The sequence below is a fragment of the Olleya aquimaris genome (assembly GCF_003259525.1).
GTDB lineage: Bacteria > Bacteroidota > Bacteroidia > Flavobacteriales > Flavobacteriaceae > Olleya > Olleya aquimaris.
On sequence record NZ_QLLO01000002.1, the window covers coordinates 437716 to 464587 of the forward strand.

Consider the following 26872-nt stretch of genomic DNA (forward strand, 5'->3'; position numbering starts at 1 on the left):
TTCATTACTGTAAATTAGCAGATTATATGGATTCATTAACTCAAATCGTCTTAGGAGCAGCTTGCGGAGAAGTTGTGCTAGGGAAAAAAATAGGAAACAAAGCACTGCTTTTTGGGGCAATTGGAGGAACCATTCCAGACTTAGATGTCTTTATCGGTCGTCTAATTTTTAATAACGAAATTGATATCAATGCTTTCCATCGTGGGTTTATGCATTCGTTTGTGTTTGCGATTGTATTCGCGCCTCTAATAGGCTACGCTGTCCATTGGTTGTATAATCGCGGAAAACGACAATGTACAACCACACCAAAAGATTGGATGTTGCTGTTTTTTCTATCCATTTTTACACATCCAATTTTAGATAGTTTTACACCTTATGGTACCCAATTATTCACACCTTTTAGTAATTATCGTGTCGGTTTTAATACCATAGCAGTTGTCGATCCTTTATACACACTGCCTTTTTTAATATGTATGATTGCGGTTTTATTTTACAAAAGACAAAACCCAAAACGCCTCACATGGACCAAAATGGGTATTTATATAAGTTGTTTGTATTTGTTGTTAACCTGTATTAATAAGCTGTACGTCAATACCATTTTTAAGCAATCGATAGCTGAAAAGGGGTTTGCCTATACACGGTTTCAGTCGCAACCCACCATTTTTAATAATGTATTATGGTACGGAATTGCAGAAGGGGAAGACGCGTATTATGCTGGGTTTTATTCTATTTTAGATAAAAATCCAGAGTTTTCTAATTGGAATGTTATTGAAAAACAGCATAACATAATAAATACTGAAAATAGAGATATTAAGCTATTACGATGGTTTAGTAATGATTATTTTAACTTAAAACCTATTAAAAACACTGATGACATTGAATATACAGATTTACGTTATCCTTTTTTAGATCCTAATGATGCAAAGACGTCTGTATTTAAGTTTCAATTGTTTATGGATGGTCCACGATGGAATATCAAACCTTTTGCTCCAGATTTTCCAGATGAAACATCTTGGAGTTTGTTTTTTAACAGAATTAAAGGCGAATAAAAAAAAGCCCAGTTTTAGCTGGACTTTGTATTTTATAGATGTTGAAAAAACTAAATCACATGCAGTTCTTCCATACACGCTTTCATCATTTGGTAGGTACGCTCAATATCTGCATCTAAACCAATAGAAAATCTAATCAATCCATCGCTTAATCCCATTTCTTTTTGTTCATCTTCTGGAATTTCTGACGATGTCGAACTTCCTGGAGCAGAGAATAAGGTTTTGTAAAACCCTAAACTTACAGCTAAATATCCTAAGTTTTTTTCTTGCATCAATTCCATTAGCGCATTAGCTTTTTCAATAGAACCAACATCAATAGTTAACATACCACCAAAGCCATATTGCTTGTTCATCATGCTTTTAAATAAATCATGAGATGGATGTGATGCTAAACCTGGATACACTGTTTTTAAGCCTAAAGCTTCAAATTTTTCAGCTAAAAACTGTCCGTTTTTACTGTGTTGTTGCATTCTAATATGAAGTGTTCTTAGATTCTTCAAAATAGAGGCTGCACGTAAACTATCCATAGTGCTTCCTAGTAACATGCACGCACCATCGTTAACGTTTCTTAGGTCGTTAATAAATTCTTGAGTACCACAAATAACTCCACCAACAGTATCACTTGACCCATTGATAAATTTAGTTAAACTGTGTATCACAACATCTGCACCTAATTCTGCAGGAGATATAGATAATGGCGAAAACGTATTATCGACCACCAATTTTAAATGATGCTTTTTAGCTAGTTTAGCTAATCCAGCAATATCTGCAACCTCTAATAACGGATTACTAACAGACTCGCAGTATAACACTTTGGTTTTTGGTGTTATTGCTGCTTCTACAAGCTCTAATTTAGTAATGTCCACAAAAGAGGTATCAATACCAAAACGCGGTGTAAAATTTTTCAAAAATGCATAGGTACCACCATAAATAGTTCTGCTAGATACTATGTGTTCTCCAGCACCACATAATTGCATTAAAACAGGCGTGATAGCTCCCATTCCAGATGCTGTAACGTTTGCAGTTTCTGTGCCTTCCATAGCAGCTAAAGCTTCGCCTAAATAGAGGTTAGAAGGTGTAGAGTGTCTAGAGTACAAATAGCAACCATCTGCGTTACCTTCAAAGGTATCAAACATGGTTTTTGCTGATAAGAAGGTGTAGGTAGACGAGTCAGATATTGAAGGGTTTACACCTCCAAATTCTCCAAAATATTGTAAATCCTGAATGTTGTTAGCGGGTTTAAAAGCCATAATTATTGTTTAAGTGATTACATCAAATATCATTATTATTAGATTATAAATCAATAGATAGCTTTAAATTAAGAATATAAAACTAGTATAGTTATTATTAATAGAATTAAATTAATTAAATTTGAATTAATTATAGATTAACTGAAAATTTTTCCAAAATGAAATTTGATGCAATAGACAAAAAGCTTTTACAGCTTTTACAAACCGATAGTAAGCAAACCAATAAAGAATTATCCAACAAATTAAACTTGTCTGTTACTGCTGTTTTTGAGCGTATAAAAAAACTTGAAAACAATGGTGTTATTAATAAATATGTCGCCTTAGTTAAAAAGGAAAAAATAGATAAAAGTTTTGTGGCTTTTTGCCATATTAAACTCTCACAACACATTCAAGAATATGTGGTGCAATTTGAAAAAGACGTTGCCAAATTAACAGAAGTGTTAGAGTGTCATCACATCAGTGGTGACTATGATTATTTGCTAAAAGTCATGGTTAAAGATATGGAAGCGTTTAGAGAATTTATGGTAGAAAAACTAACCAATATTAGCCATATTGGTAGTACACATAGTATGTTTGTTATTAGCGAGGTAAAAAATACAACTGCAATTCCAGTATAATTTTTTAACTTGTTGAAATAAATGTAATTGCTATTAATCTAATCCATGAAATATTCTCAAATCAAAGAGTTTTATAAAACTATTTTTAAATCCTACGATAATCCATCCTTAGAAACACATATAAAAAAGCTAATGGAGTTAGATACTTATCTGCCTTATAGCTCTACCTTTTTTTGTGTCACAAATACTCAGGAATTAAAATTTGAATACATCAGTAAAAATTTTAATTCGTGTTTAGGGTTAGATGCTAAACTATTAAAAACTCAGGGAATGCGCTATTTTTGGAGCAGAATTCACCCTGAAGATTTGGAAGCTTGGTTAAGTGCAATGAATCATTTAATGGAATTTACATTATCAGAAATAGATGAAGCAGATCGTAAAAAAACTAATTATACTTGGAATTATAGGTTTAAAAATGCTAATGATACCTATGTAAATATTATCCAAAACACAACACCTTTATCACTTGATTTAGATAATAAACCAATTATGGGCCTAGCACATTACACAGTTTTAGACCCAAAAATTAAAATGCAAATTACTGCTTCAGCTAAGTTATTAAATGATAATAATGAGTATGAAACCATTTACTTTAATAATTTTTCTCAAAAATTATTAGACCAAGGTATTACTAACAGAGAACGAGATATTATCAGGTTATTAGTTTTAAATAACAGTAGTAAACAAATTTCTGAGCAATTAAACATTAGCCCTCATACTGTAGATACGCATAGGCGTAACATTCTTAAAAAGCTAAAAATATCCTCTACTGGAGAGCTAATTGGTATGATAAAGTCTAATAAAAATTTATTCTAAATTACTCAATTTGAGTATTGTAGTAATCCTAAAGGTTGTGCAACTTTACATTGCTATTAATCTTAATAGGGAAACCTATCATATCTAAGCCTGTATTATATATTTTTACTATCATTATATATTTACAGGCTTTTTTGTTTTTAATTAAAATGAATAGATAAGTGTTAAAATTCATCATTTCTCATGCGTAATTAATCATACAAAATCGTACTTTTGTACTCGTTTTATTAATATTAATTTCCGCGAAAGCGAAAAAAATAAATATATATGAGTCAATACGATGTAGCAATAATAGGTTCAGGTCCTGGTGGATATGTAGCAGCAATACGTTGTGCACAATTAGGAATGAAAACTGCAATTATCGAGAAATATTCTACACTTGGTGGAACTTGTCTAAATGTTGGATGTATCCCAAGTAAAGCCTTATTAGCGTCTTCGCACCATTATGAAGAAGCAACCAAACATTTTGAAGAACACGGAATTGAAATTCCGGGAGACATTAAAGTGAATTTAGAAAAAATGATTGGTCGTAAGCAAGCTGTTGTAGACCAAACTACTGGTGGTATTGACTTTTTAATGAAAAAAAACAATATTGATGTTTTTGAAGGTATTGGTAGTTTTAAAGATGCGACTCACATTAAAATAGAAGGAAAAGATGCAGGAGAGATTGAAGCTAAAAACATCATTATTGCAACAGGTAGTAAACCTTCAAACTTACCGTTTATTACTTTAGATAAAGAACGTGTTATTACTTCAACTGAAGCGTTAAAACTTAAAGAAATCCCTAAACACATGATTGTGATTGGTGGTGGTGTTATTGGTTTAGAGCTAGGTCAAGTTTACAGACGATTAGGCTCTGAAGTTACTGTTATCGAGTACATGGACAGAATTTTACCAACTATGGATGCTGCATTATCTAAAGAATTAAATAAAGTCTTTAAAAAGGCTAAATTTAACATGATGGTGTCACATAAAGTACAATCTGTAGAGCGTAAAGGAAAAGAAGTTATTGTTAAAGCTGAAAACAAAAAGGGTGAGGTTGTCGAGTTTAAAGGAGACTATTGCCTGGTATCTGTAGGACGTAAACCTTATACAGATGGTTTAAATGCTGAAGCAGCAGGTGTAAAATTAACAGACAGAGGACAAGTTGAAGTTAACGAGCATTTACAGACAAACGTTTCTAACATCTACGCAATTGGTGATGTTGTAAAAGGTGCCATGTTAGCACATAAAGCAGAGGAAGAAGGTGTTTTTGTAGCAGAAACAATTGCTGGTCAAAAACCACATATAGATTATAATTTAATTCCTGGTGTAGTTTACACATGGCCAGAAGTTGCAGCTGTTGGTAAAACAGAAGAAGAATTAAAAGAAGCAGGAGCAGATTATAAAGTTGGTCAATTCCCATTTAGAGCGTTAGGTCGTGCTAGAGCAGGAGGAGACTTAGATGGATTTGTAAAAATTCTTGCAGATAAAAAAACAGACGAAGTATTAGGAATACACATGATTGGTGCACGTTGTGCAGATTTAATTGCAGAAGCAGTAACTGCTATGGAATTTAGAGCATCTGCAGAAGACATCTCGCGTATGTCTCATGCACATCCAACTTATGCAGAAGCTATTAAAGAAGCAGCTTTAGCAGCAACAGAAGATCGTGCGTTACATGTCTAATCTATTGTCTTTGAAACAATCTATTTCATAATATTAAAAAAGCGAGCTATTTGGCTCGCTTTTATTTTTTAAATTTGATTTGTATGAATGAATTAACCTTATCCACACCAGCTTTATTATTTTCAGCAATCTCTTTAATTATGCTAGCCTACACTAATCGGTTTTTAGCGTACGCAAATGTTGTACGTAGCTTAAAAGAACGCTATTTAAAAGAAAAAGACGATACCTTATTAGAGCAGATTATTAACTTAAAAAAGCGCTTATTTTTAACCAGATCCATGCAGATCTATGGTATTACAAGTTTATTGCTTTGCGTTTTAACTATGTTTTTAATATATGTAGAACAGCAAATTATAGCAGTTTGGGTGTTTGGTTTAGCACTAGTCTTACTAATCATTTCTTTAGCTTATTTAATTAGAGAAATACAAATTTCTGTAGATGCTTTAAATCATCATCTAAGAGATATTGAAACTAAATTAAATAAGACAAAAAAATAAAATTTAATAGGTAATACTAAACTTCTTTTCAATTCTCTTGTCTTGGAGTTTCGGGAATGATAATTTTATAATTAATCAACTGCAAACTGAAAATTACTTCTTTTTATTTCGCTTATTATAATTTTTATCACCTCTAGTTTTAGGTTTTTTGTATTTAGCTGCAATTTTAAATTTATAGCTTCCACCTAAGTTTTCTTTACTGTTTTTTGCAGATTTTTCGTGATATGCAGGTCCAGGAGCATCGTCGTCTTTTCGTTTAATTGGGTTGTTACGTTCTTTAATAACAGTACGTTCTTCCTCAATTAATTCTTCAGAGATTTCTACACCTTCTGGAATTTCCAGTTTTGGAATCTCCATTTGCATCAATGTTTCAATTTTCTCTAGTGAATCTTGCTCTTTTTCAGTAGAAAAAATAATGGCTTGACCTTCGCGCTCTGCACGACCTGTTCTACCAATTCGGTGCATATAGTTTTCTGGATAGTCTGGTGTATCAAAGTTAATAACGTGTGATACATTATCAATATCTAAACCACGAGCCATAACATCGGTTGCTACCAAAATACGGTTAACACCTTCTCTAAATTGCTCGATACTACGTAATCTGTAGTTCTGTGTTTTATTGGAGTGTATGACACATAATTCTTCTTTAAAAAACTCGTCTAAAGCTTCAAATAAACGGTCTGCCATACGTTTGTTGGATACAAAAACTAAAACTTTATTAAAAGTTTCAGCATCTTGAAACAAATGTACCAACAAATTTAGCTTGGTGTAATAATTTGGGACACTGTATTTGGTTTGTGCAATATTTTCTAAAGGTGTACCCGAAATTGCAATAGATACCTTTTCTGGAGCTGTAAAAAAATCGGTAATTAAATGGTCCACATCTTCTGTCATAGTTGCAGAAAACATAATGTTTTGTCGACGTTCTGGAAGGATATCAAAAATATTAATTAGCTGATGTCTAAATCCTAAATCTAGCATGACATCTACTTCGTCAATCACTAAACGTTGTAAGGATTTAAGTTGAAGTACTCTACTAACAGCCAAATCGTATAAACGTCCAGGAGTAGCTACAATAATATCTTGTCCTTGTGCAACTGCTTGTTTTTGGGTATTGATATTGGTACCACCATAGACACCTAATACTCTTACATTAATGTATTTAGCTAATTTTTCTATCTCGTCAACCACTTGCACCACTAATTCTCTGGTAGGTACTAGTATTAAAATACGAGGATTATCTTGCTTAGAGAATTTAAGATTTTTAAGTATGGGTAGCATATAGGCAAAGGTTTTACCAGTACCAGTTTGTGCAATACCAACCATATCTTTTCCGCTAGCAACTACATTAAAAGCTTCTGCTTGAATAGGCGTAGGCGTAGTAAAGCCTAAGTCGTCTATAGCGTTATATAAAGGTGTATTTAAATTTAAATCTCTAAAGGTCAAAATCTGTAATAATTTAGGCTACAAAACTACTACTATTATTTTGTTTACCCTAAATGACGCTCGTGTATTTGAATGTTATAGCTCGCACTAAAGGTTTTGTTTGCTGATAAACTAATAATTCCTTCTTTTTTGGTGAGTTGTTGTGTGGTCTGTTCATGTTCTGCAATACCTAACCAAGGTTCAATACATACGTATGGCGCATTTGGTTTTGCCCATATCCCCAAATAATCAAAATCTTTAAACGATACGTTTAAAATTTCGCCATGTGTTTTGCTAACTAATGCCACTTTTTTGGAGATTAAATCTTTAAAAATTAGCGCATCTTCATTAAATATATCTGGTCTTAGTTGAATGCTATTTTTAGTTGTAAATACTGGTTTTGTTATATCTGATAACAAACCATTTTGGGTGTTTAGCAAGTAGGTTTCTGCAGTCTCATTGGTTTCAAAAACTAGACTATAGTCTGTATAATCTTCATCTTTATACAAGGGACATTTAAAAGCAGGATGTCCACCAACCGAAAAATATATGGTTTGATTATCAATATTTTTTACTGTATGATTTACTTCTAAAGTGTTGTCTTTTAAGGTGTAAGTTATAATGAATTCAAATTTAAAAGGAAATAATTTTAGCAAATCCTCATTATATAATAAGCTAAATACCAAACTATTTTCCGTTTGAGAAACTAGCTTAATATCTGTATTGTGTCTTACAAACCCATGTTTTGGCATCGTATATTTTGTATTGTTAAAAATATACGCATCGTGTTTTAAACAGCCAATAATAGGGAAGAGGTTTGGTGCAAAACTTCCCCAAATGCTTGGGTCTGCATGCCACATAAATTGGTTGTTATTGTTAACTGCATTAATTTGACAAAGTTCTGCGCCTTTTGGTAGTACACCAATATTTAAATAATTATTTGAAAGTTGATACATGCTTAAAGTTTAAAGTCACACCTAAAATAGTAGATTTTTTGCCAAATCTATTTAACTTTACCATTCATTTTTCGCATTGAGAACAACTAAAAAACATAAACTAACCAATCCTGAGCAATTCAAGCAAAATATATTGACTTGGAGCCAACAGTTTGATGATGTGGTTTGGTTAGATTCTAACCAATACCAACAACAATATTCTAATTTTGATGCAGTTTTAGCGGTTGATGCGTTTACTGGACTTCAAACCGATTATCATAACGCGTTTGAACAGCTAAAAGAATACCAATCCCTAACTAACGACTGGATTTTTGGCTATTTGTCCTACGATTTAAAAAATGATGTCGAACAGCTTCAATCTAATAATTTTGATGGTTTAGGTTTTCCTGATTTGTACTTTTTTCAACCTAAAAAACTATTTTTATTTAAAGATGATACTGTTACTATGCAGTATTTAAAGATGGTAGATGATGAGTTTGATTCTGACTTAAAAGCAATATGTCATTTCGAGGACGAAGAACGAAGTAATTTGCCAAATGATATAAAAATACACCTTCGTATCCATAAAGACGAGTATTTCAATAAAATTGAAACCATGCTTCAACATATCCACAGAGGAGATATTTATGAAGCCAATTTTTGTCAAGAATTTTATGCAGATAACACAACCATTAACCCATTAGACACCTATAAAAAACTAAATGCTATTTCAAGACCACCCTTTGCGACGTTTTTAAAGTGTAATGATAAGTACTTGTTATCAGCTTCACCAGAACGTTACATTAAAAAAGAAGGGACAAAAATAATCTCGCAACCTATTAAAGGGACTGCAAAACGTGATGCAGATTATATTATGGATTCTATTTTAAAACACGATTTAATTGCAGACCAAAAAGAACGTAGTGAAAATGTAATGATTGTAGATTTAGTTCGTAATGACTTATCACTTACTGCTAAAAAAGGAAGTGTAAAAGTAGAGGAGTTGTGTCAGATTTATACTTTTAATCAAGTACATCAAATGATATCTACAGTAACCTCAGAAGTAGAAGCAGACACCAATCCAATTGATATTATAAAAACTACATTCCCTATGGGAAGTATGACAGGAGCTCCAAAAATTTCTGCAATGACAATTATTGAAGACCTAGAAGAAACTAAACGTGGATTATACTCTGGAGCTGTTGGATACATCTCTCCAGAAGGTAATTTCGATTTTAATGTGGTAATACGTAGTATTATATATAACGAAACTAATAAGTATGTATCGTACTCGGTTGGTGGAGCAATTACTGCAAAAAGTGACCCTTTAAAGGAATATGAAGAGTGTTTAGTTAAGGCAAAAGCTATGCGTACGGTGTTGGAAGGCTAGTTTGTCTCGGTTTTTTTTCGCGCAAAGACGCAAAGTTTACTCTTGAATTCTCTGTGTGTCTCTGTGTTAATTCAGTGAATCTCTGTGTAACAATCAATAAGAGTAATCACATGAAAATTAGTGCTAATTAGTGAAATTCGTGTCAAACACCACAAGAGTACTCACAAACAGCCTTCGCGTTTTTGCGTCTTTGTGAGAGCTCTTTTTTCTAAAAAATCAGTGTCAAAAAAAACTAAAATACATTACCTTTAGCAAGTGCAAAAACAATTCCAAAATCATATAAAAAACAACCTTCCTTTTCTACAAGAAAGAAAACTTCTCATTGCTATATCTGGAGGATTAGACAGTGTTGTGTTAACTCATTTATGTAAGCAATCTAATTTAAAAATCTCATTAGCTCATTGTAATTTTAATTTAAGAGCAGAAGAAAGTGATGCAGACGAAAACTTTGTGTTGGACTTAGCAGAACAACTTGATCTTGAAGTGTTTATTGAAAGTTTTGACACTGAAGATTATGCTGAAGAACACAAACTTTCTATCCAAATGGCAGCAAGAACATTGCGCTACAACTGGTTTCAGGATCTTGCAGAGCAACTACAATTTGATTACATTTTAACTGCACATCATGCAGATGATAATCTAGAAACTTTTTTAATAAATCTAACCAGAGGAACTGGTTTAGACGGGCTAATAGGTATCCCAGAAATTAATAATAATATTGTAAGACCACTACTAAAATATACCAGAGACGACATAGAAAACTATGCAAAAACTCATAATTTAAAATGGCGAGAAGATAGTAGCAATGCGTCAACCAAATATCTACGTAATAAGTTACGATTGGATGTGATTCCGCTTTTAAAAGAGGTTAATCCAGAACTATTATCTAATTTTCAAAATACCATTAGCAATTTAAACGATACTGCAGATATTGTTGAAGAAAGTGTGCAAGCAGTTTTAAAACGAGCTATTATGGATATTGATAATTCTCAAATAAGCTATAAGATTTCAGAATTTAAAAAATTAAATAATCCAAAAGCGTATCTGTTTGAAATTTTTAAAGATTATGGATTTACGCAATGGACAGATATTGTCAATCTTTTAGAAGCGCAAAGCGGAAAGCAAGTGTTTTCTGCAACCCATAGCTTATTAAAGGACAGAGACTGTTTAATTTTAAGTGAAATTAATGTTGATGAGTTTTCTTTTGAAACTACAATTAATGTAGAAGATAATTCTGTTGAAACCCCTTTAGGAACATTAACTTTTGAAACTACTCTAGATATTTCAAAATCAAACCAATCTAAAATCTACGTTGATAAAGATTTGTTAAAATTCCCATTAATTGTAAGACATTGGCAAGAAGGCGACTATTTTTATCCTTTCGGAATGAAAGGAAAAAAGAAACTAAGCAAGTATTTTAAAGATGAAAAACTATCTTTGCTAGACAAAAATAAAGTCTTGCTTTTATGTAGCCAAAACCAAGTGGTTTGGGTTATAAATTATCGTTCTGACAACAGATTTAAAGTAACCGATACTACCAAATCTATTTTAAAAATTAAACTAACAAAATGAAGCAATTACTAGCTTTTTTATTCGGATGTTTCGCTTTTTTAAGTGTAAATGCTCAAATCGAACCTGTAAAATGGACTACAGAAGTAGAAAAAATTTCCGATACAGAATACAATCTTATTTATAAAGCAGCCATAGAGGATCATTGGCATTTATACTCGCAAACCTTACCCGAAGGTGGTGCTATACCAACCGAGTTTATTTATGATGAAAAAGCTTTAGAAAATGATTTTGAATTAGTTGGAAAAGCTACCGAAAGTAAAAGCATTACCAAGTTTGATAAAGTCTTTCAAATGGACTTAACGTATTTTGATAATGAAGCTACTTTTATTCAAAAAATAAAACTAAAAAACGCAGAGGTCACTTCTATTGAAGCCGAAATCAGTTTTCAAGCCTGCGATGATGCAAAATGTATTTTTGAAAGTGAGATTGTAAACTTTCAACTTACAAAAAAGCAAACGCCTAAATTTTTTGATCCAGTAAAATGGTCAACATCAGTCAAACAGCTTAATGACACAGATTACCAGATACAATACACTGCAAAACTAGATCCTAAATGGCACATTTATTCACAAGATAATTCAGACCCAATGGGTCCAATTGCTACAGAGTTTACTTTTAAAGATAACGACAATAACGATTATCAAATTTTAGGTCCATTACAGGAGTCGGAAACAGTGACTAAGTATGAAAATGCTTTTAAAATGGATGTCACCTATTTTGAAGACAAAGCAGTATTTACTCAAAAAATTAAAGTACTAAATCCATCAATTACAAAAATTGAAGCAGAAGTTTATTATCAAGCTTGTGATGACGAAAAATGCCTAGCACCAACAACCTTCGAATTTGCTACAAATCTTGATGGTAGTGAAACATTAATTGAAACATTAAATATAGACCCTGAAGATTTAGAAAAATCTAAAGCACTTAATTTAGGAGTTACAGGTTGGGACAACTACAAAAAAGAAGAAGTTAAAGAAAAAACCAACTTTGGTATTTTTATACTTGGTTTTATTGGTGGATTAATTGCTTTATTAACACCATGTGTGTTTCCAATGATTCCGTTAACCGTTTCATTTTTCACTAAAAGTGCAGAAAACACGCAAAAAGGATTGGCAAATGCCATTATCTATGGTGTTTTTATTTTAATTATTTATGTGTTATTAAGCTTACCATTTCACTTTTTAGACTCGTTAAATCCAGAAATATTAAATACCATTTCTACTAACGTATGGCTAAATATTATTTTCTTTTTGATTTTAGCGTTTTTCGCCTTTTCATTTTTTGGATACTACGAAATTACATTACCATCCTCTTGGGGAAATAAAATGGATGAAACCTCTTCTAGAGTTGGAGGGATTATTGGTGTCTTTTTTATGGCGTTAACTTTAGCTATAGTGTCCTTTTCGTGTACAGGACCTATTTTAGGGTCGCTATTAGCAGGATCGTTAACTAGTGATGGTGGTGCTATGCAATTAACTGCAGGAATGAGTGGGTTTGGACTAGCACTAGCCTTACCATTTACTTTATTTGCCATGTTTCCAAAGTGGTTAAACTCGTTACCAAAATCTGGTGGTTGGCTAAATACAGTTAAGGTGGTCTTAGGGTTTTTAGAGTTGGGTATGGCATTTAAATTTTTATCCAATGCAGATTTAGTAAAACATTGGGGACTTTTAAAGCGTGAGGTTTTTATCGGGATTTGGATTATCATAGGTATTGGATTAGTACTATATTTATTAGGAAAAATCAAGTTTCCGCATGACAGTCCTATTAAAAAATTAAGTTTTAGTCGTATCTCATTTGCAGTATTAGTTGGTGCGTTTGTTATCTATTTAATTCCTGGTTTAACCAATACTAAATACGCTAATTTAAAGCTGTTAAGTGGTTTTCCACCACCATTACCTTATAGTATTTACGAGAAAGATAGTGAGTGTCCATTAGGTTTAAACTGCTATAAAGATATTGATGAAGGGATTGCTGCAGCAAAAGAAGCTAACAAACCTATCATGTTAGATTTTACAGGTTGGGCTTGTGTAAATTGCAGGAAAATGGAAGAGCAAGTATGGAGTCAAGACAAGATCTATGAGATTTTAAAAGAGGAATACATTATTGTGTCTTTATATGTAGATGATAGAAAGAAACTTCCAGAAAACGAGCAATTTAAGTTTGTAAAAGCCAACGGAAATCTTAAAAACATTAAAACCATAGGCGACAAGTGGGCAACTTTACAAACTCTTAATTTTCAAAATAACTCGCAACCTTATTATGTGTTGCTAAATGAAAACATGGAGTTGTTAAACCACACCACAGCATACACACCAAATGCTGATGAGTATTTAGAATGGCTTAAAACAGGCTTAGAAAATTTTAAAAAATAGATTTAATTCCTGCTTTTAGCAGGAATTTTTTTCATATTATTTTTCACGACATGAAAACCATACAAGGACAAATTGTAGATATCCAAAACCAACGTATTTATAGTGGAGAAATCACTATTAACTCTGGTAAGATTGAATCTATTACCGAAAAAGAGCATAACATAAATCATTACATATTACCTGGTTTTGTCGATGCACACATCCATATAGAAAGCTCGATGCTAGTACCATCAGAATTTGCAAAGATTGCTGTTAAACATGGCACAGTTGCAACTGTTAGCGATCCTCATGAAATTGCAAATGTCTTAGGTGTAGAAGGCGTAGAGTTTATGATTAATAACGGAAAACAAACCCCTTTTAAATTTAATTTTGGTGCGCCTAGTTGCGTGCCAGCAACGACGTTTGAATCGGCGGGAGCGGTAATAGATTCTGATGATATTAAAACCTTAATGGCTAATCCAGATATTAAATATTTAGCCGAAATGATGAATTATCCAGGTGTGTTATTTGATGACGATGAGGTACTTAAAAAAATTGCTTGGGCAAAACACTATAACAAACCAGTAGATGGTCATGCTCCAGGTTTAAAAGGTGATGACGTTACCAAATACATCAATGCTGGAATAAGTACAGATCACGAGTGTTTTACCTATGACGAAGCGTTGGAAAAGCTTCAAAAAGGAATGAAAATCTTGATTAGAGAAGGGAGTGCAGCTAAAAATTTTGATGCTTTAATCGATTTGCTACCAGAGCACCACCAAAACATGATGTTTTGTAGCGACGATAAGCATCCAGACGATTTGTTACTTAATCATATTAACAAATTATGTGCACGTGCAGTAGCTAAAAACATAGACGTATTTAAAGTATTACAAGTAGCTTGTGTTAATCCTGTGAAGCATTATAAATTGGACGTTGGTTTGCTTCAACAAGGTGATGCTGCAGATTTTATAATGGTCAATAATTTAACAGACTTTAAAACGCTTCAAACTTACATCAATGGTGAGTTGGTTTATGATAATGGGACTTCATTAGTAAAACACGTATCGTTTAAAAACCTTAATAATTTCAATACAAAAAAGAAAACTGTTGATGATTTTAAAGTCGAAAGCACAGCTAAGCACATACGTGTGATTGAAGCATTAGATGGACAATTAGTAACCAATCAACTTAAAGAAGAAGCTACGATCCAAAACGGAAATCTAGTATCCAATACAGCTACTGATATTTTAAAAATGACAGTCGTTAATCGTTATAAAAATGATGCTCCAGCACTAGCATTTATTAAAAATTTTGGATTAAAAGAAGGTGCTATTGCCAGTTCTGTTGGTCATGATTCTCATAATATTATTGCAGTAGGCGTTAGCGATGACGCTATTTGTAAAGCAGTAAATCTAATTATTGAAAATAAAGGTGGAATCTGTGCGGTGTCAAATTCCGAAGAACGAATTGTACCACTTCCAGTTGCAGGTATCATGAGCGATCAAAATGCCGAAACCATTGGACACTCTTATGCAGCTTTAGATAAAATGGCAAAACAATTAGGCGCTACGTTGCATGCACCTTACATGACCTTATCTTTTATGGCTTTATTGGTTATTCCATCCTTAAAATTAAGTGATAAAGGCTTGTTTGATGGAGGGAGGTTTGAGTTTACTTCTTTAGAAATTAATTAGATACAAATTGTTTTCTATTTTCTAGAACAACATAATTTTCCTACTTTTATTTTCTAAACTAACCTATCTATGCTCAAAAAAGTTTTTGGAAGCGCTGTCTTTGGTGTTGAAGCAACAACGGTAACAGTTGAAGTTAATGTTGATAGCGGTATTGGTTACCATCTTGTAGGACTTCCGGATAATGCGATTAAAGAAAGTAATTTTAGGATTGCTGCTGCGCTTCAAAATAACGGTTATAAAATTCCAGGTAAAAAAATTATAATCAACATGTCACCAGCAGACCTCAGAAAAGAAGGGTCTGCTTATGATTTGACCCTAGCAATGGGTATTTTGTCTGCATCTAAACAAATAGTAGCAGAACATTTAGAAGACTTTTTAATTATGGGAGAATTATCTTTAGATGGTAGTTTACAACCCATTAAAGGTGCTTTGCCAATAGCTATTAAAGCTAGAGAAGAAGGCTATAAAGGGTTTATTTTACCTATTCAAAATGTAAAGGAAGCAGCGATTGTTGATGGATTAGAAGTTTATGGAGTAGAAAACATTAAGCAAGTCATTAATTATTTTGATAAAGGGGAAGCTTTAGAGCAAACTATAATTGATACTAGAAAAGAATTTGAAAAAAACTTAGAGTTTCCAGAATTTGATTTTAGTGATGTCAAAGGTCAAGAGTCTATAAAACGTTGCATGGAAATTGCAGCAGCAGGAGGACACAATATTATTTTAATTGGACCACCAGGAGCAGGAAAAACGATGTTGGCTAAGCGCTTACCTAGTATTTTGCCACCTATGACTTTACATGAAGCTTTAGAAACGACTAAAATACACAGTGTAGTTGGACGTGTTAAAGATTCAGGTTTAATGGCGCAAAGACCGTTTAGAAGCCCACATCATACCATTAGTGATGTCGCATTAGTTGGTGGTGGTGCCTATCCACAACCAGGAGAAATCTCGTTATCTCATAATGGAGTTTTGTTTTTAGACGAACTTCCAGAATTTAAACGTGGAGTTTTAGAAGTCATGCGTCAACCTCTTGAAGATAGAGAAGTCACCATCTCCAGAGCTAAGTTTACTGTAACCTATCCATCCTCTTTTATGTTGGTGGCTAGTATGAATCCTAGTCCTAGTGGCTATTTTAACGATCCAGATGCTCCTGTTACTAGTAGTCCTGCAGAAATGCAACGCTACTTAAGTAAAATATCTGGTCCACTGTTAGATAGAATAGACATACATATTGAAGTCACTCCTGTACCTTTTGAAAAATTATCAGAAGAGCGTAAAGGAGAATCTTCAGTAGACATCAGAAAACGAGTTACAGAAGCTAGGCAAATTCAAACCAAAAGATTCGAGTCGTATGAAAACGTCCATTATAATGCGCAAATGTCTACTAAACAAATCCGAGTGTATTGTAAGCTAGAAGAGGCTTCCAAGCAACTTTTAAAAACTGCTATGGAGCGTTTAAATTTATCTGCAAGAGCTTATGACAGAATTTTAAAAGTAGCTAGAACCATTGCAGATTTAGAACACAGTCCAAATATTAAGGGAAATCATATTAGTGAAGCCATTCAATATAGAAGTTTGGATAGAGACGGTTGGTTGGGATAATCTTATATTAGATTTGTAGGAAATGATTTCTTTTTGTTACTTTACCTGTAACTATTAATCAATAACCAATTTTATATGAAAAACTTAGGAACCCTAATCTTAGGGTTAATTTTAGGCGCACTAGCCATGTATTTTTATTTTAACTATTTTAATCAACCAACTATGACACCACCAATTTTAACACCAAAAGGAATTATTACATCAGCAGAAGCAAAAGAATTAAGTGATAACTGGACAGACTTAAGAAAATCTGTAAACGATTCTGTAGCCTACAATGAAGCAGATAATCGTTCGTCTTGGTATTCTTTAACAGATTTAAATGCCTTTTTAGCAAAAGTAGCTAAAGACCATCCAAATGCTGATGGTATACGCTTTTACCTAGGTGTGGACACATCTGTTGGAACTGGTGGTTATACTACTGTATTTATGGTTCCAACCCAAGCTGGAGAAAGAGAAGAAGGACACGATGATATTACCGGAGCAGATGGCTTAGATAGAGGTATGACTGGTTATCCACCAAATGCAGCTTATCCACAATAAATTATAAATGAGTTCCTTTTTATTAGATAATTATTTAGAAATATATAGAGGAGCCGAAATTCTTGCAGCTTTAACTGGGTTAATTTTTTACAAAAAATTTAAATCCAAAGCTGCAAGAATTTTTATTTGGTTTTTAATCTATGTTCAAATTATTGAAACACTTGCAGGCTATCCTAGTTTTATTAAAAACTCAGATAATTTTGAATGGTTAGATACTATTGTCAAAGACACTATTTTTAGAGAAAATTATTGGTTTTACGATATATTTTGGACAATTATAGGCTCTTTAATTATTTCTTATTATTTCTATTTAGTCTCCAAGGACGCATTTTTAAAAAAAATAATTAAGGTTTCCTCGTTACTTTTTTTAATAATATCAATTGTATTTATAGGGATTAATTTAGACATATTATTTTATAACCTTTTGTTGTCTCTAGAAATTTTAAGTTTGATATTAATATTACTAGTAACCTTTAGTTATTATGTCGAGTTACTTAATTCTGAAAAGATATTAGATTTTTATAAGTCATTAAGTTTTTATGTTGCATCAGGTGTACTGGTCTTTTGGATTGTAATCACTCCCATGTCATTTTATGAGAAATATTATAATGTAAATGATGCCGCATTTGTAGCATTAAAAACTTACATTTATTTATTTTCAATAGTATTTATGTATTTAGCATTTACCATTGGCTTTATTGTATCAAAACCAGAACATGATTAATTTATTTTTACTGTTAAAAGAATTAGATAAACCAATTTCATCTAGCTCAGAGCGCTATTTGTTGGTGTATATGATTGGTATTTTACTAATTGTCTGTACGCTAATTATCTTATTTTTTATAGTTTTTCAAAAAAGAAAAAACAAACTTATTTTAGATAAAGTCAAGCAACAAAAAGCTTTTGAGGAAGAGCTAACCAATACCCAAATAGAGATACAAGAACAAACTTTAAAAAACATAGGACAAGAATTACATGATAATGTAGGACAAATTTTATCTGTTGCAAACATGAATATGAGTATTTTAAGTACTCAAGTCCCAGAAGCTATAAAAGAGTCGTTTACAGAAACCAAAAACGCTGTAAAAGAAGGGTTAAGTGAGTTGCGTTTACTATCCAAAACATTAAATAACGAAGTCATTGTAAATAGAGGATTTGTAGACTCTGTACATAGTGAAGTGGAGCGCTTAAATAAACTTAAATTATTAAAAGCTTTTGTCAATTTAGAGGGTAATCCAGAGTTTTTTAAACAACCAAAAGACAGTATAATATTATTTAGAATTGTCCAAGAATTTATTTCTAATACCGTAAAATATGCTGAAGCTAGTACTTTAAAAATTAATCTAAATTTTTTAGAAGATAAATTATTAGTTGCATTACTAGATGATGGTATAGGGTTTAATGAAAATACTATAGAACAGGGTTCTGGTTTAATAAACATGAAAAGTCGTGCAGCTTTAATAAACGCAGACTTAAATTTAAGTTCTACACCTGGAGAGGGAGTGCAATTAACCTTAAATTATCCATACAGAGCTTTAGAGTAAACCTAAAGCCATTTTAGTATTTTTCTTATTACTCCTACCTTTCCTTTGTAAGGTGCGTAACGCATTGGTAAATCCAACCAATTCCCTTTCTTAACTACTGCTTTTTTATGCGAAAAGGTGTCAAAAGTATGTTGTCCATGATAGGCTCCTATTCCGCTATTTCCTACACCACCAAAGGGTAATCTGTGGTTAGCAAAGTGTATAATCGTATCATTTATGCAACCACCACCAAATGAGAATCTTTTCATTAATTGTTTCGCTTTCGCGGAATTTGTGCTAAACACATACAAGCTTAACGGTTTGTTATAAGATAAAATGATACGTTCTAAATCAGTTTCGTTTTCATAAGAAATTACAGGTAGAATAGGTCCAAAAATTTCATCTTTCATAACCTCACTATCCAATTTAGGTTCGTCAATTAAAGTTGGCGAAATGTATAGGTTATCTGCATCTGTTTGTCCACCAATGATGCAGTTTTCGTCCACTAGCATTTTAGATAATCGGTCAAAATTCTTTTTGTTTATGATGCGTGCAAAGTCTTTTGAATCCTGTGGAGTAGTGGAGTAGGCTTCATCTATTTCAGCTTGAATAGCTTTATAAAACGCTTCTTTTTTAGATTGTTCAATTAATATATAATCTGGTGCTATACATGTCTGTCCAGCATTTACAAATTTTCCCCAAACAATTCGCTTTGCGGTTAGTTTTATATTAGCAGTTTCATCAATAATACATGGGTTTTTACCACCTAATTCTAAAGTTACAGGTGTTAAGTTAGGTGCTGCAGCTTTTGCAACAATTTTGCCAACATTAACACTTCCTGTAAAGAAAATATAACCCCATTGTTGCTCCAGTAAATTGGTAGATACTTCAACACCACCTTGTATTACTGTAGCGTGTTCTGGTTTAAATACTTTTTTAACAATTTCATTAATGAGGTTAGATGTATTTGGAGTTAATTCGCTTGGTTTTAACACTACAGTATTTCCTGCTGCAATTGCACCAACTAAAGGAGCTATAGCTAATTGATAGGGATAATTCCAAGGAGCAATTACCAAAACGGTTCCGTAAGGTTCTGAATATAAATAATCTGATGAAGGAAAATTTAACAAACTAGGAAAAACGCGTTTAGGTTTTGCCCATAGTTTTAGTTTTTTAATGGTTAATTTTAAATCTTGGATAACTATAGCAGTTTCGGTTAAAACCGATTCAAACTCTGGTTTTTTAAAGTCTTTGTATAAAGCTTCGGTTATTTGATGTTCTCGTGAAATTAGTTCTTCTAATAATTTTTTTAAAAGATCCCTTCTGTAAGTAACATCTAGTGTCTGTCTGGTCTTAAAAAAGTTTTTTTGATTATTAACTAATTGTGGAATCATAGTATGGAATTAGATTATAAAAGTATGAAACTTTGTCTGTTCGAGCGTAGTCGAGAACTAAAGAAATAAAATATTTCAATATAAAGAAGACTTCTCTATTGCGCTTGAGGTGACCTTGTTTTATAAGCAAGCGTCCCAAATAGCATCTTTTGGTAAAGGCGCAGTAATATTAAGGTCTTCTTTAGAAACGGGATGTGTAAACTGAATGTTTCTAGCGTGCAAACTAATACTAGCATCTTTATTACTTCTATCAAACCCGTATTTTAAATCACCTTTAATAGGGCAGCCTATGCTTGCCAATTGTGTTCTGATTTGATGATGACGACCAGTCTCTAAATTAATTTCTAATAAGTAATAATTATCCAGTTTCTTAATTATTTTATAATGAAGAATGGCTTTTTTACTCTCTGCGACCTCTTTTGGGTAGGCAGTAGATTTGTTATTTTTAGGATTCTTTTTTAACCAATGTATTAAAGTGTCTGCCTCTTTTTTAGGTTTGTTTTTAACCAAAGCCCAATACGTTTTAGAAATGTCTTTAGATACAAATAGTTTATTAAGTCTAGGAAGCGCTTTACTTGTTTTAGAGAAAATAACCAATCCTGTTGTTGGTCTATCTAATCGGTGTACAGTACCTAAATAGACGTTTCCTGGCTTGTTGTATTTTTCTGCTATATAATCTTTAACAACATCACTTAAGGGTTTGTCGCCAGTTTTATCTCCTTGGACAATGTCTCCTGCACGTTTATTGACAACAATAATGTGGTTGTCTTCATAAATAACTTGAAGGTTGTCTTTTGAAGATAAAATTTTGTTAGCCACGAATACACGAATATTTTTGCTTACTGCTTACTGCTTACTGCTTACTGCTTACTGCTTACTGAAAACTAATACTGTTCCTTATCACTTGGGAAATCACCACTTTTTACATCTTTACCATATTGGGTAAAGGCTTCGGTCATGTCTTCATATAAATTCATATAACGACGTAAAAAACGTGGATTAAACTCGTGAGTCATACCCAACATGTCATGAGTTACTAATACTTGTCCATCAACTCCAGCTCCAGCGCCAATTCCAATAACAGGTATAGAAACACTTTCTGCAACTTCTTGTGCTAATTTTGCAGGAATTTTTTCTAAAACAATTGCAAAACAACCAATACGCTCAAGCATTAAAGCATCCGACTTTAATTTATCTGCTTCTTCTTCCTCTTTAGCTCTTACTGTGTAAGTCCCGAATTTATATATGGATTGAGGCGTTAGTCCTAAATGTCCCATAACAGGGATTCCTGCATTTAAAATACGTTTAATGGACTCTTTTATTTCGCTTCCACCTTCCATTTTTACTGCGTGTCCACCAGACTCTTTCATGATTCTAATGGCACTTCGTAAGGCTTCTTTTGGGTCACTTTGATAGCTTCCAAAAGGAATGTCAACCACAACTAAAGCACGTTCTATTGCTCTAATTACAGAAGAGGCATGATAAATCATTTGATCAAGAGTAATAGGTAAAGTGGTCTCATGTCCTGCCATCACATTACTTGCAGAATCACCAACTAAAATTACGTCTGTACCAGCTCCGTCAACTATTTTAGCCATAGTGTAATCGTATGCTGTAAGCATGGAGATTTTTTCTCCATTCTTTTTCATATCGACTAACGATTTTACTGTGACTCTTTTGTATTCTTTTTTTGCTACAGACATATTTTATTAGTTTAAATAGATTGTAAATGTACTAAAATTAAGGTTTATACTTAAATTTTTCTTTCTTGCTGAAACACTTATATTTACACATTATTAAGTATTAAAATTATATTATGAAATCTATTATAACCTTTGTGTTGCTATTTGTTTCGATAGTAAGTTTTTCTCAAAACGAAGAACAAGAACAAGTGATTGAATCAGTAAATATATTCTTTGCTGGATTTCATACTCAAGATAGTACTTTAATAAAAAGTGTTGTGTACAAAGATGTAGTGATGCAATCCGTAGGCGTAAATAAAGAGGGTGAAACTCAATTATATTCTAGTAATTTTTCAGATTTTTTAAAACAAATAGTGTCCATACCAGAAGACAATACTTTTCTTGAAAATTTATTAAGCTACAGTGTACAAATAGATGGTAATATGGCAAATGTTTGGACACCTTACGAGTTTTGGTATAATGACCAAAAAAGTCATTGTGGTGTCAATTCGTTTCAACTAATAAAAGAGAACGACACTTGGAAAATTATCTATTTAGTAGACACTAGACGAAAGTGTGAAGAATAGATTAAAGTGTAAAGTAATAAGTATTAAGTAAGGAATATTTTGGTAGCTGAGCGTAGTCGAAGCTAACAATCTGACAAATTAACACGAACAGCCAAACCACCTTTAGAGGTTTCTTTGTATTTGGTATTCATGTCTTTTGCAGTTTCCCACATGGTGTCAATAACTTTATCTAAAGGGACTTTAACATTTTTAGGATCGGTTTCTAATGCTAATTCGGCAGCATTAATCGCTTTTATGGCTCCCATAGAGTTACGTTCTATACAAGGGATTTGTACTAATCCACCAATTGGATCACAGGTTAATCCTAAGTGATGCTCCATAGCTATTTCTGCTGCAATCATCACTTGTTCTGGTGTACCACCTAATAATTCGCATAAAGCTGCTGCAGCCATAGCGGAAGAGACTCCAATTTCGGCTTGACAGCCACCCATTGCAGCACTAATGGTTGCTCCTTTCTTAAAAAGACTACCAATCTCTGAGGCAACTAATAAAAATTGTTTGATATGTTTAAAATCTGCGTCATGATTTTCAATGACCAAATAATACATCAAAACCGAAGGTATGACACCAGCACTTCCATTGGTTGGAGCGGTAACCACACGACCAAGTGAGGCATTCACTTCGTTTACACTTAGTGCAAAACAACTCACCCATTTTAGGATTTGTCTAAATTTGACTTCGCTTTGTCTGATGCTTTCTAACCAATCTTGAGGTGTAATGTATGGCATTTCTACATTTAACCCTTTATGCATATCAAATGCACGACGACGTACGTTTAATCCTCCAGGTAAGTTTCCTTCGGTATGACAACCTGTAAACATACAGTCTAACATGGTTTGCCATATTCTGTTTAGCTGAAAATCTATGTCTTCATCTGTTCTTAAAGCACGTTCGTTTTCTAAAACAATGTCTGATATAGATTTGTTTTCAGATTGGCAAAATGCCAATAGTTCTGCTGCTTTATCAATTGGAAACGGAAATTCTTTTTTTAACGCTTTATTTTCGGCATCAACAGTACGTTCTTCTTTAACTACAAACCCACCACCAATAGAGTAGAAAGTGGATGTATGCAGCTCTGTTTCAGCGAAAGCGGTAAACTTAATACCATTAGCATGAAACGGTAAAAACGCTCTATTAAAAGTAATATCCTGTTTAGGTTGAAACTGAATAATACGTTCGTTATTTAGTACTAATTTTTCAGTATTATTTACCGAAGCTATAATAATATCTATAGTGTCTGTTGGGATAATTTCAGGATCTGCACCACTTAAACCTAACATCACAGCTAAGTCCGTAGCGTGTCCTTTTCCTGTTAAAGACAAGGACCCATAAAGGTCAACTTTAACACTTTGAATTTTATCAAACACATTGGCTTCTTTAAGCTCATATATCCAACGCTCTGCAGCGCGCCAAGGACCTAAAGTATGAGAGCTGGAAGGACCAACACCAATTTTAAGCATATCAAATACTGAAATACATTCCATGTAAACGAAAACGTTTAAGTTATCTCAGCAAATATACATTTGTTATTTGTGTTTAAAATAGAAAATTTAAGTTTTTGAAATGTAAATTTTATTAACGTTTTTCAAAAGTAGTTATGTTTAATTGTTGCATCACATTGTTGATGTCTGAGTAATCAATTCTACCAACATTGTCTGCAGGAACTACTACAACTCTAAACACTTGATTTTGGGTCCATTCAGAGCCTAAAGTATCTAGATCTGTAGTGCCATCTAAAAAGAATCTGACATCATCTTGAGTAAAATCAAAATTGTAAGTTAACACGGTATTGTCATCAAAAAACACATTTTGAGGAAGTAATCTCCAGATGTCTTGACCATTATCTGTTTCCCATAATATGTAAACTAAAGTAACATCTGAAGGGTAGATATAAAACCCATAAGGTTCTATAAACTGGTAATTGTTATTTGCATTAAAATCTATTTCAATTTCAAATGCACTAGACACAATTAATCCACCATCAACACCATCATAACCAGGAGGACCTTCTGGACCTGTACAAGATGTTAATAAAAGAACTACTACTGACACTACTGATAATATACGTTTCATGTTATAAAATTTAGATTGTTTCTTTTCTATCTGTATCAAAACTAATACCAAAGTAGGCTTTGTGAAGTTTAATTTTTTTAGAAGGATAGCTGACATCGTGTCAGCATTTTTTGGTTGGCACAAAGATTGACTATTTGTAAGCGTAATAATAACAACACAAAATAAAAATTATATAAAATTATGAGTAAGATTATTGGAATCGATTTAGGGACAACAAACTCTTGCGTATCTGTAATGGAAGGTAATGAGCCAGTTGTAATCCCAAACGCAGAAGGTAAACGTACAACACCTTCAGTTATCGCTTTTGTAGAAGGAGGCGAGATTAAAGTTGGTGACCCAGCAAAAAGACAAGCAGTAACAAACCCAACAAAAACAGTTTATTCTATCAAACGTTTTATGGGTAATAAATATTCTGAATCTAAAAAAGAAGCAGAACGTGTACCATATAAAGTGGTTAAAGGTGATAATGACACACCACGTGTAGACATTGATGGTCGTTTATATACACCACAAGAATTATCTGCAATGGTACTTCAAAAAATGAAGAAAACTGCAGAAGACTATTTAGGTCAAGATGTAAGTGAAGCAGTAATTACTGTACCAGCTTATTTTAATGACTCACAACGTCAAGCCACTAAAGAAGCAGGAGAAATTGCAGGTTTAAAAGTACGTCGTATTATTAATGAGCCTACAGCAGCAGCTTTAGCTTATGGATTAGACAAAAAAGGAAAAGACCAAAAAATAGTAGTATTTGACTTTGGTGGAGGAACACATGATGTATCTATACTAGAATTAGGAGATGGTGTCTTTGAAGTATTATCTACAGATGGAGACACACACTTAGGTGGTGACGATGTCGATCAAAAAATTATAGATTGGTTAGCAGACGAGTTTAAAAACGAAGAAGGTATGGATTTAAGAGAAGATCCTATGTCTTTACAACGTATTAAAGAAGCTGCAGAAAAAGCAAAGATTGAATTATCATCGTCTGAGCAAACAGAAATCAATTTACCATATATTACTGCAACTGCAAGTGGACCAAAACACTTAGTACGTACATTAACACGTTCTAAATTTGAGCAGTTAATTGACGACTTAGTAAAACGTACTATTGAGCCTTGTCAAACAGCATTAAAAGCTGCAGGTTTAACAAAATCTGATATTGACGAAGTAATCTTAGTAGGTGGATCTACGCGTATTCCTGCAGTACAAAAAGCAGTAGAAGCATTTTTTGGAAAAGCACCTTCTAAAGGCGTAAACCCAGATGAGGTAGTATCTTTAGGAGCAGGAATCCAAGGTGGTGTATTAACAGGAGACGTTAAAGATGTATTATTACTAGATGTTACACCTTTATCTCTTGGTATCGAGACTATGGGTAATGTATTTACAAAGTTAATTGAAGCAAATACAACTATCCCAACTAAAAAGTCACAGGTATTCTCTACCGCAGCAGATAATCAGCCTTCAGTAGAAATTCACGTATTACAAGGAGAACGTGCTATGGCTGCAGATAATAAAACTATTGGACGTTTTCATTTAGACGGAATTCCACCAGCACAAAGAGGTGTCCCACAAATTGAGGTAACTTTTGATATTGATGCAAACGGAATCATTAAAGTATCTGCAACAGATAAAGCTACAGGAAAATCTCAAGATATTCGTATTGAAGCATCTTCTGGTTTAACTGAAGAAGAAATTCAAAAAATGAAAGCTGACGCAGAAGCAAATGCAGAAGCAGATGCTAAAGCAGCAGAAACTGCTAAAAAATTAAATGAAGCGGATTCTATGATTTTCCAAACAGAAAATCAATTAAAAGAGTTTGGAGATAAATTATCAGACGATAAGAAAAAACCAATCGAAGAGGCTTTAGAAGAATTAAAGAAAGCTTATGAGACTAAAGACTTAGCAGTTATAGAGCCAGCGTTAGAGAAAATTAACGACGCTTGGAAAGTAGCTAGCGAAGAAATGTACAAAGCACAGCAAGAAGCACAAGGTGGACCAGCTAATGAAGGTGGACCAACAGATGCAGGAGCAGGAGCAAAAGGACAAGCTGCAGAAAGTAGTGACGTTGAAGACGTAGACTTCGAAGAAGTCAAGTAGCTTGTGCTGAGCGAAGTCGAAGTATAGACTTCGAAGAAGTCAAGTAGCCTGTGCAGAGCATAGTCTAAGGTTCTTTTAAGATTGAACACAAACAATAA

23 protein-coding genes are annotated in these 26872 nt (G+C 33.0%); 15 read left to right on the plus strand and 8 right to left on the minus strand.

Annotation, left to right across the window (positions count from 1 at the left end; all coding sequences use genetic code 11):
• Positions 1–26 precede the first annotated feature (26 nt).
• Positions 27–1049, plus strand: a complete 1023-nt coding sequence (locus tag LY08_RS04735) for a metal-dependent hydrolase (protein ID WP_111659280.1) — start codon at positions 27–29, stop codon at positions 1047–1049.
• 50 nt (positions 1050–1099) lie between these two features.
• On the opposite strand, the gene LY08_RS04740 is transcribed toward LY08_RS04735, so the two are convergent.
• A complete protein-coding gene (locus LY08_RS04740) occupies positions 1100–2299 on the minus strand; it encodes an aminotransferase class I/II-fold pyridoxal phosphate-dependent enzyme (protein ID WP_111659281.1) in 1200 nt (399 codons plus the stop codon).
• 158 nt (positions 2300–2457) lie between these two features.
• Between LY08_RS04740 and LY08_RS04745 the strand changes: the two genes are divergently transcribed.
• From LY08_RS04745 to LY08_RS04760, 4 genes are all read left to right on the plus strand, one after another.
• Positions 2458–2916 carry an Lrp/AsnC family transcriptional regulator gene (locus tag LY08_RS04745; RefSeq protein WP_111659282.1) on the plus strand — a complete coding sequence of 153 codons (459 nt, stop codon included), beginning with the start codon at positions 2458–2460 and terminating at the stop codon, positions 2914–2916.
• Positions 2917–2961: 45 nt separating this feature from the next.
• Positions 2962–3732, plus strand: coding sequence for a LuxR C-terminal-related transcriptional regulator (locus LY08_RS04750; RefSeq protein WP_111659283.1), 771 nt, complete (start codon positions 2962–2964; stop codon positions 3730–3732).
• Positions 3733–3999: 267 nt separating this feature from the next.
• Positions 4000–5400: a dihydrolipoyl dehydrogenase gene (gene lpdA / locus LY08_RS04755; RefSeq protein WP_111659284.1), complete on the plus strand. Its 1401-nt coding sequence runs from the start codon at positions 4000–4002 to the stop codon at positions 5398–5400.
• Between the two features lie 83 nt (positions 5401–5483).
• Complete coding sequence (locus LY08_RS04760; protein WP_111659285.1) at positions 5484–5897, plus strand: DUF2721 domain-containing protein; 414 nt, start codon at positions 5484–5486, stop codon at positions 5895–5897.
• A 93-nt stretch (positions 5898–5990) separates the two neighbouring features.
• Here LY08_RS04760 and LY08_RS04765 read toward each other — a convergent pair whose 3' ends face one another.
• Both LY08_RS04765 and LY08_RS04770 read right to left on the minus strand, forming a co-directional pair.
• Positions 5991–7343, minus strand: coding sequence for a DEAD/DEAH box helicase (locus tag LY08_RS04765; RefSeq protein ID WP_111659286.1), 1353 nt, complete (start codon positions 7341–7343; stop codon positions 5991–5993).
• Between the two features lie 44 nt (positions 7344–7387).
• The gene (locus LY08_RS04770; protein ID WP_111659287.1) at positions 7388–8278 is read right to left on the minus strand and encodes an aldose 1-epimerase family protein; all 891 of its coding nucleotides are present in this window, start codon (positions 8276–8278) and stop codon (positions 7388–7390) included.
• Between the two features lie 76 nt (positions 8279–8354).
• On the opposite strand from LY08_RS04770, the gene LY08_RS04775 reads away from it, so the two are divergent.
• The 8 genes from LY08_RS04775 to LY08_RS04810 all read left to right on the plus strand — a co-directional run bounded on the left by LY08_RS04775 (position 8355) and on the right by LY08_RS04810 (position 18959).
• Complete coding sequence (locus tag LY08_RS04775) at positions 8355–9647, plus strand: anthranilate synthase component I family protein (protein ID WP_111659288.1); 1293 nt, start codon at positions 8355–8357, stop codon at positions 9645–9647.
• 255 nt (positions 9648–9902) lie between these two features.
• Positions 9903–11219: a tRNA lysidine(34) synthetase TilS gene (gene tilS, locus LY08_RS04780; protein WP_111659289.1), complete on the plus strand. Its 1317-nt coding sequence runs from the start codon at positions 9903–9905 to the stop codon at positions 11217–11219.
• A complete protein-coding gene (locus LY08_RS04785) occupies positions 11216–13594 on the plus strand; it encodes a protein-disulfide reductase DsbD family protein (RefSeq protein ID WP_111659290.1) in 2379 nt (792 codons plus the stop codon). The genes tilS and LY08_RS04785 overlap by 4 nt, the downstream gene beginning before the upstream one ends.
• A 50-nt stretch (positions 13595–13644) precedes the next feature.
• On the plus strand, positions 13645–15270 hold the full coding sequence (gene ade / locus LY08_RS04790; RefSeq protein ID WP_111659291.1) for an adenine deaminase: 1626 nt from the start codon (positions 13645–13647) through the stop codon (positions 15268–15270).
• A gap of 69 nt (positions 15271–15339) precedes the next feature.
• On the plus strand, positions 15340–16875 hold the full coding sequence (locus LY08_RS04795; protein ID WP_111659292.1) for a YifB family Mg chelatase-like AAA ATPase: 1536 nt from the start codon (positions 15340–15342) through the stop codon (positions 16873–16875).
• 75 nt (positions 16876–16950) lie between these two features.
• Entirely contained in the window at positions 16951–17415 is a 465-nt protein-coding gene (locus LY08_RS04800) for a hypothetical protein (protein ID WP_111659293.1), read from the plus strand.
• A gap of 7 nt (positions 17416–17422) precedes the next feature.
• Positions 17423–18139, plus strand: a complete 717-nt coding sequence (locus tag LY08_RS04805) for a hypothetical protein (protein ID WP_111659294.1) — start codon at positions 17423–17425, stop codon at positions 18137–18139.
• Entirely contained in the window at positions 18132–18959 is an 828-nt protein-coding gene (locus LY08_RS04810) for a sensor histidine kinase (protein WP_245907553.1), read from the plus strand. Before LY08_RS04805 ends, LY08_RS04810 begins: the two co-directional genes overlap by 8 nt.
• A gap of 2 nt (positions 18960–18961) precedes the next feature.
• Here the strand turns inward: LY08_RS04810 and LY08_RS04815 are convergent, their stop codons facing one another.
• The 3 genes from LY08_RS04815 to panB form a co-directional block, all read right to left on the minus strand.
• Entirely contained in the window at positions 18962–20332 is a 1371-nt protein-coding gene (locus tag LY08_RS04815) for an aldehyde dehydrogenase (protein WP_111659295.1), read from the minus strand.
• Positions 20333–20452: 120 nt separating this feature from the next.
• Positions 20453–21151 (minus strand): RluA family pseudouridine synthase, encoded by a 699-nt coding sequence (locus LY08_RS04820; RefSeq protein WP_111659296.1) that lies wholly within the window; start codon positions 21149–21151, stop codon positions 20453–20455.
• Positions 21152–21216: 65 nt separating this feature from the next.
• The gene (gene panB, locus LY08_RS04825) at positions 21217–22035 is read right to left on the minus strand and encodes a 3-methyl-2-oxobutanoate hydroxymethyltransferase (RefSeq protein ID WP_111659297.1); all 819 of its coding nucleotides are present in this window, start codon (positions 22033–22035) and stop codon (positions 21217–21219) included.
• Between the two features lie 113 nt (positions 22036–22148).
• Between panB and LY08_RS04830 the strand changes: the two genes are divergently transcribed.
• Positions 22149–22601 carry a nuclear transport factor 2 family protein gene (locus LY08_RS04830; RefSeq protein WP_111659298.1) on the plus strand — a complete coding sequence of 151 codons (453 nt, stop codon included), beginning with the start codon at positions 22149–22151 and terminating at the stop codon, positions 22599–22601.
• Positions 22602–22663: 62 nt separating this feature from the next.
• On the opposite strand, the gene LY08_RS04835 is transcribed toward LY08_RS04830, so the two are convergent.
• Positions 22664–24085, minus strand: a complete 1422-nt coding sequence (locus LY08_RS04835; protein WP_111659299.1) for an L-serine ammonia-lyase — start codon at positions 24083–24085, stop codon at positions 22664–22666.
• Positions 24086–24176: 91 nt separating this feature from the next.
• A complete protein-coding gene (locus LY08_RS04840) occupies positions 24177–24674 on the minus strand; it encodes a hypothetical protein (RefSeq protein WP_111659344.1) in 498 nt (165 codons plus the stop codon).
• 180 nt (positions 24675–24854) lie between these two features.
• Here LY08_RS04840 and dnaK point away from each other — a divergent pair, with 180 nt between their 5' ends.
• On the plus strand, positions 24855–26774 hold the full coding sequence (gene dnaK, locus LY08_RS04845; protein WP_111659300.1) for a molecular chaperone DnaK: 1920 nt from the start codon (positions 24855–24857) through the stop codon (positions 26772–26774).
• Positions 26775–26872 lie beyond the last annotated feature (98 nt).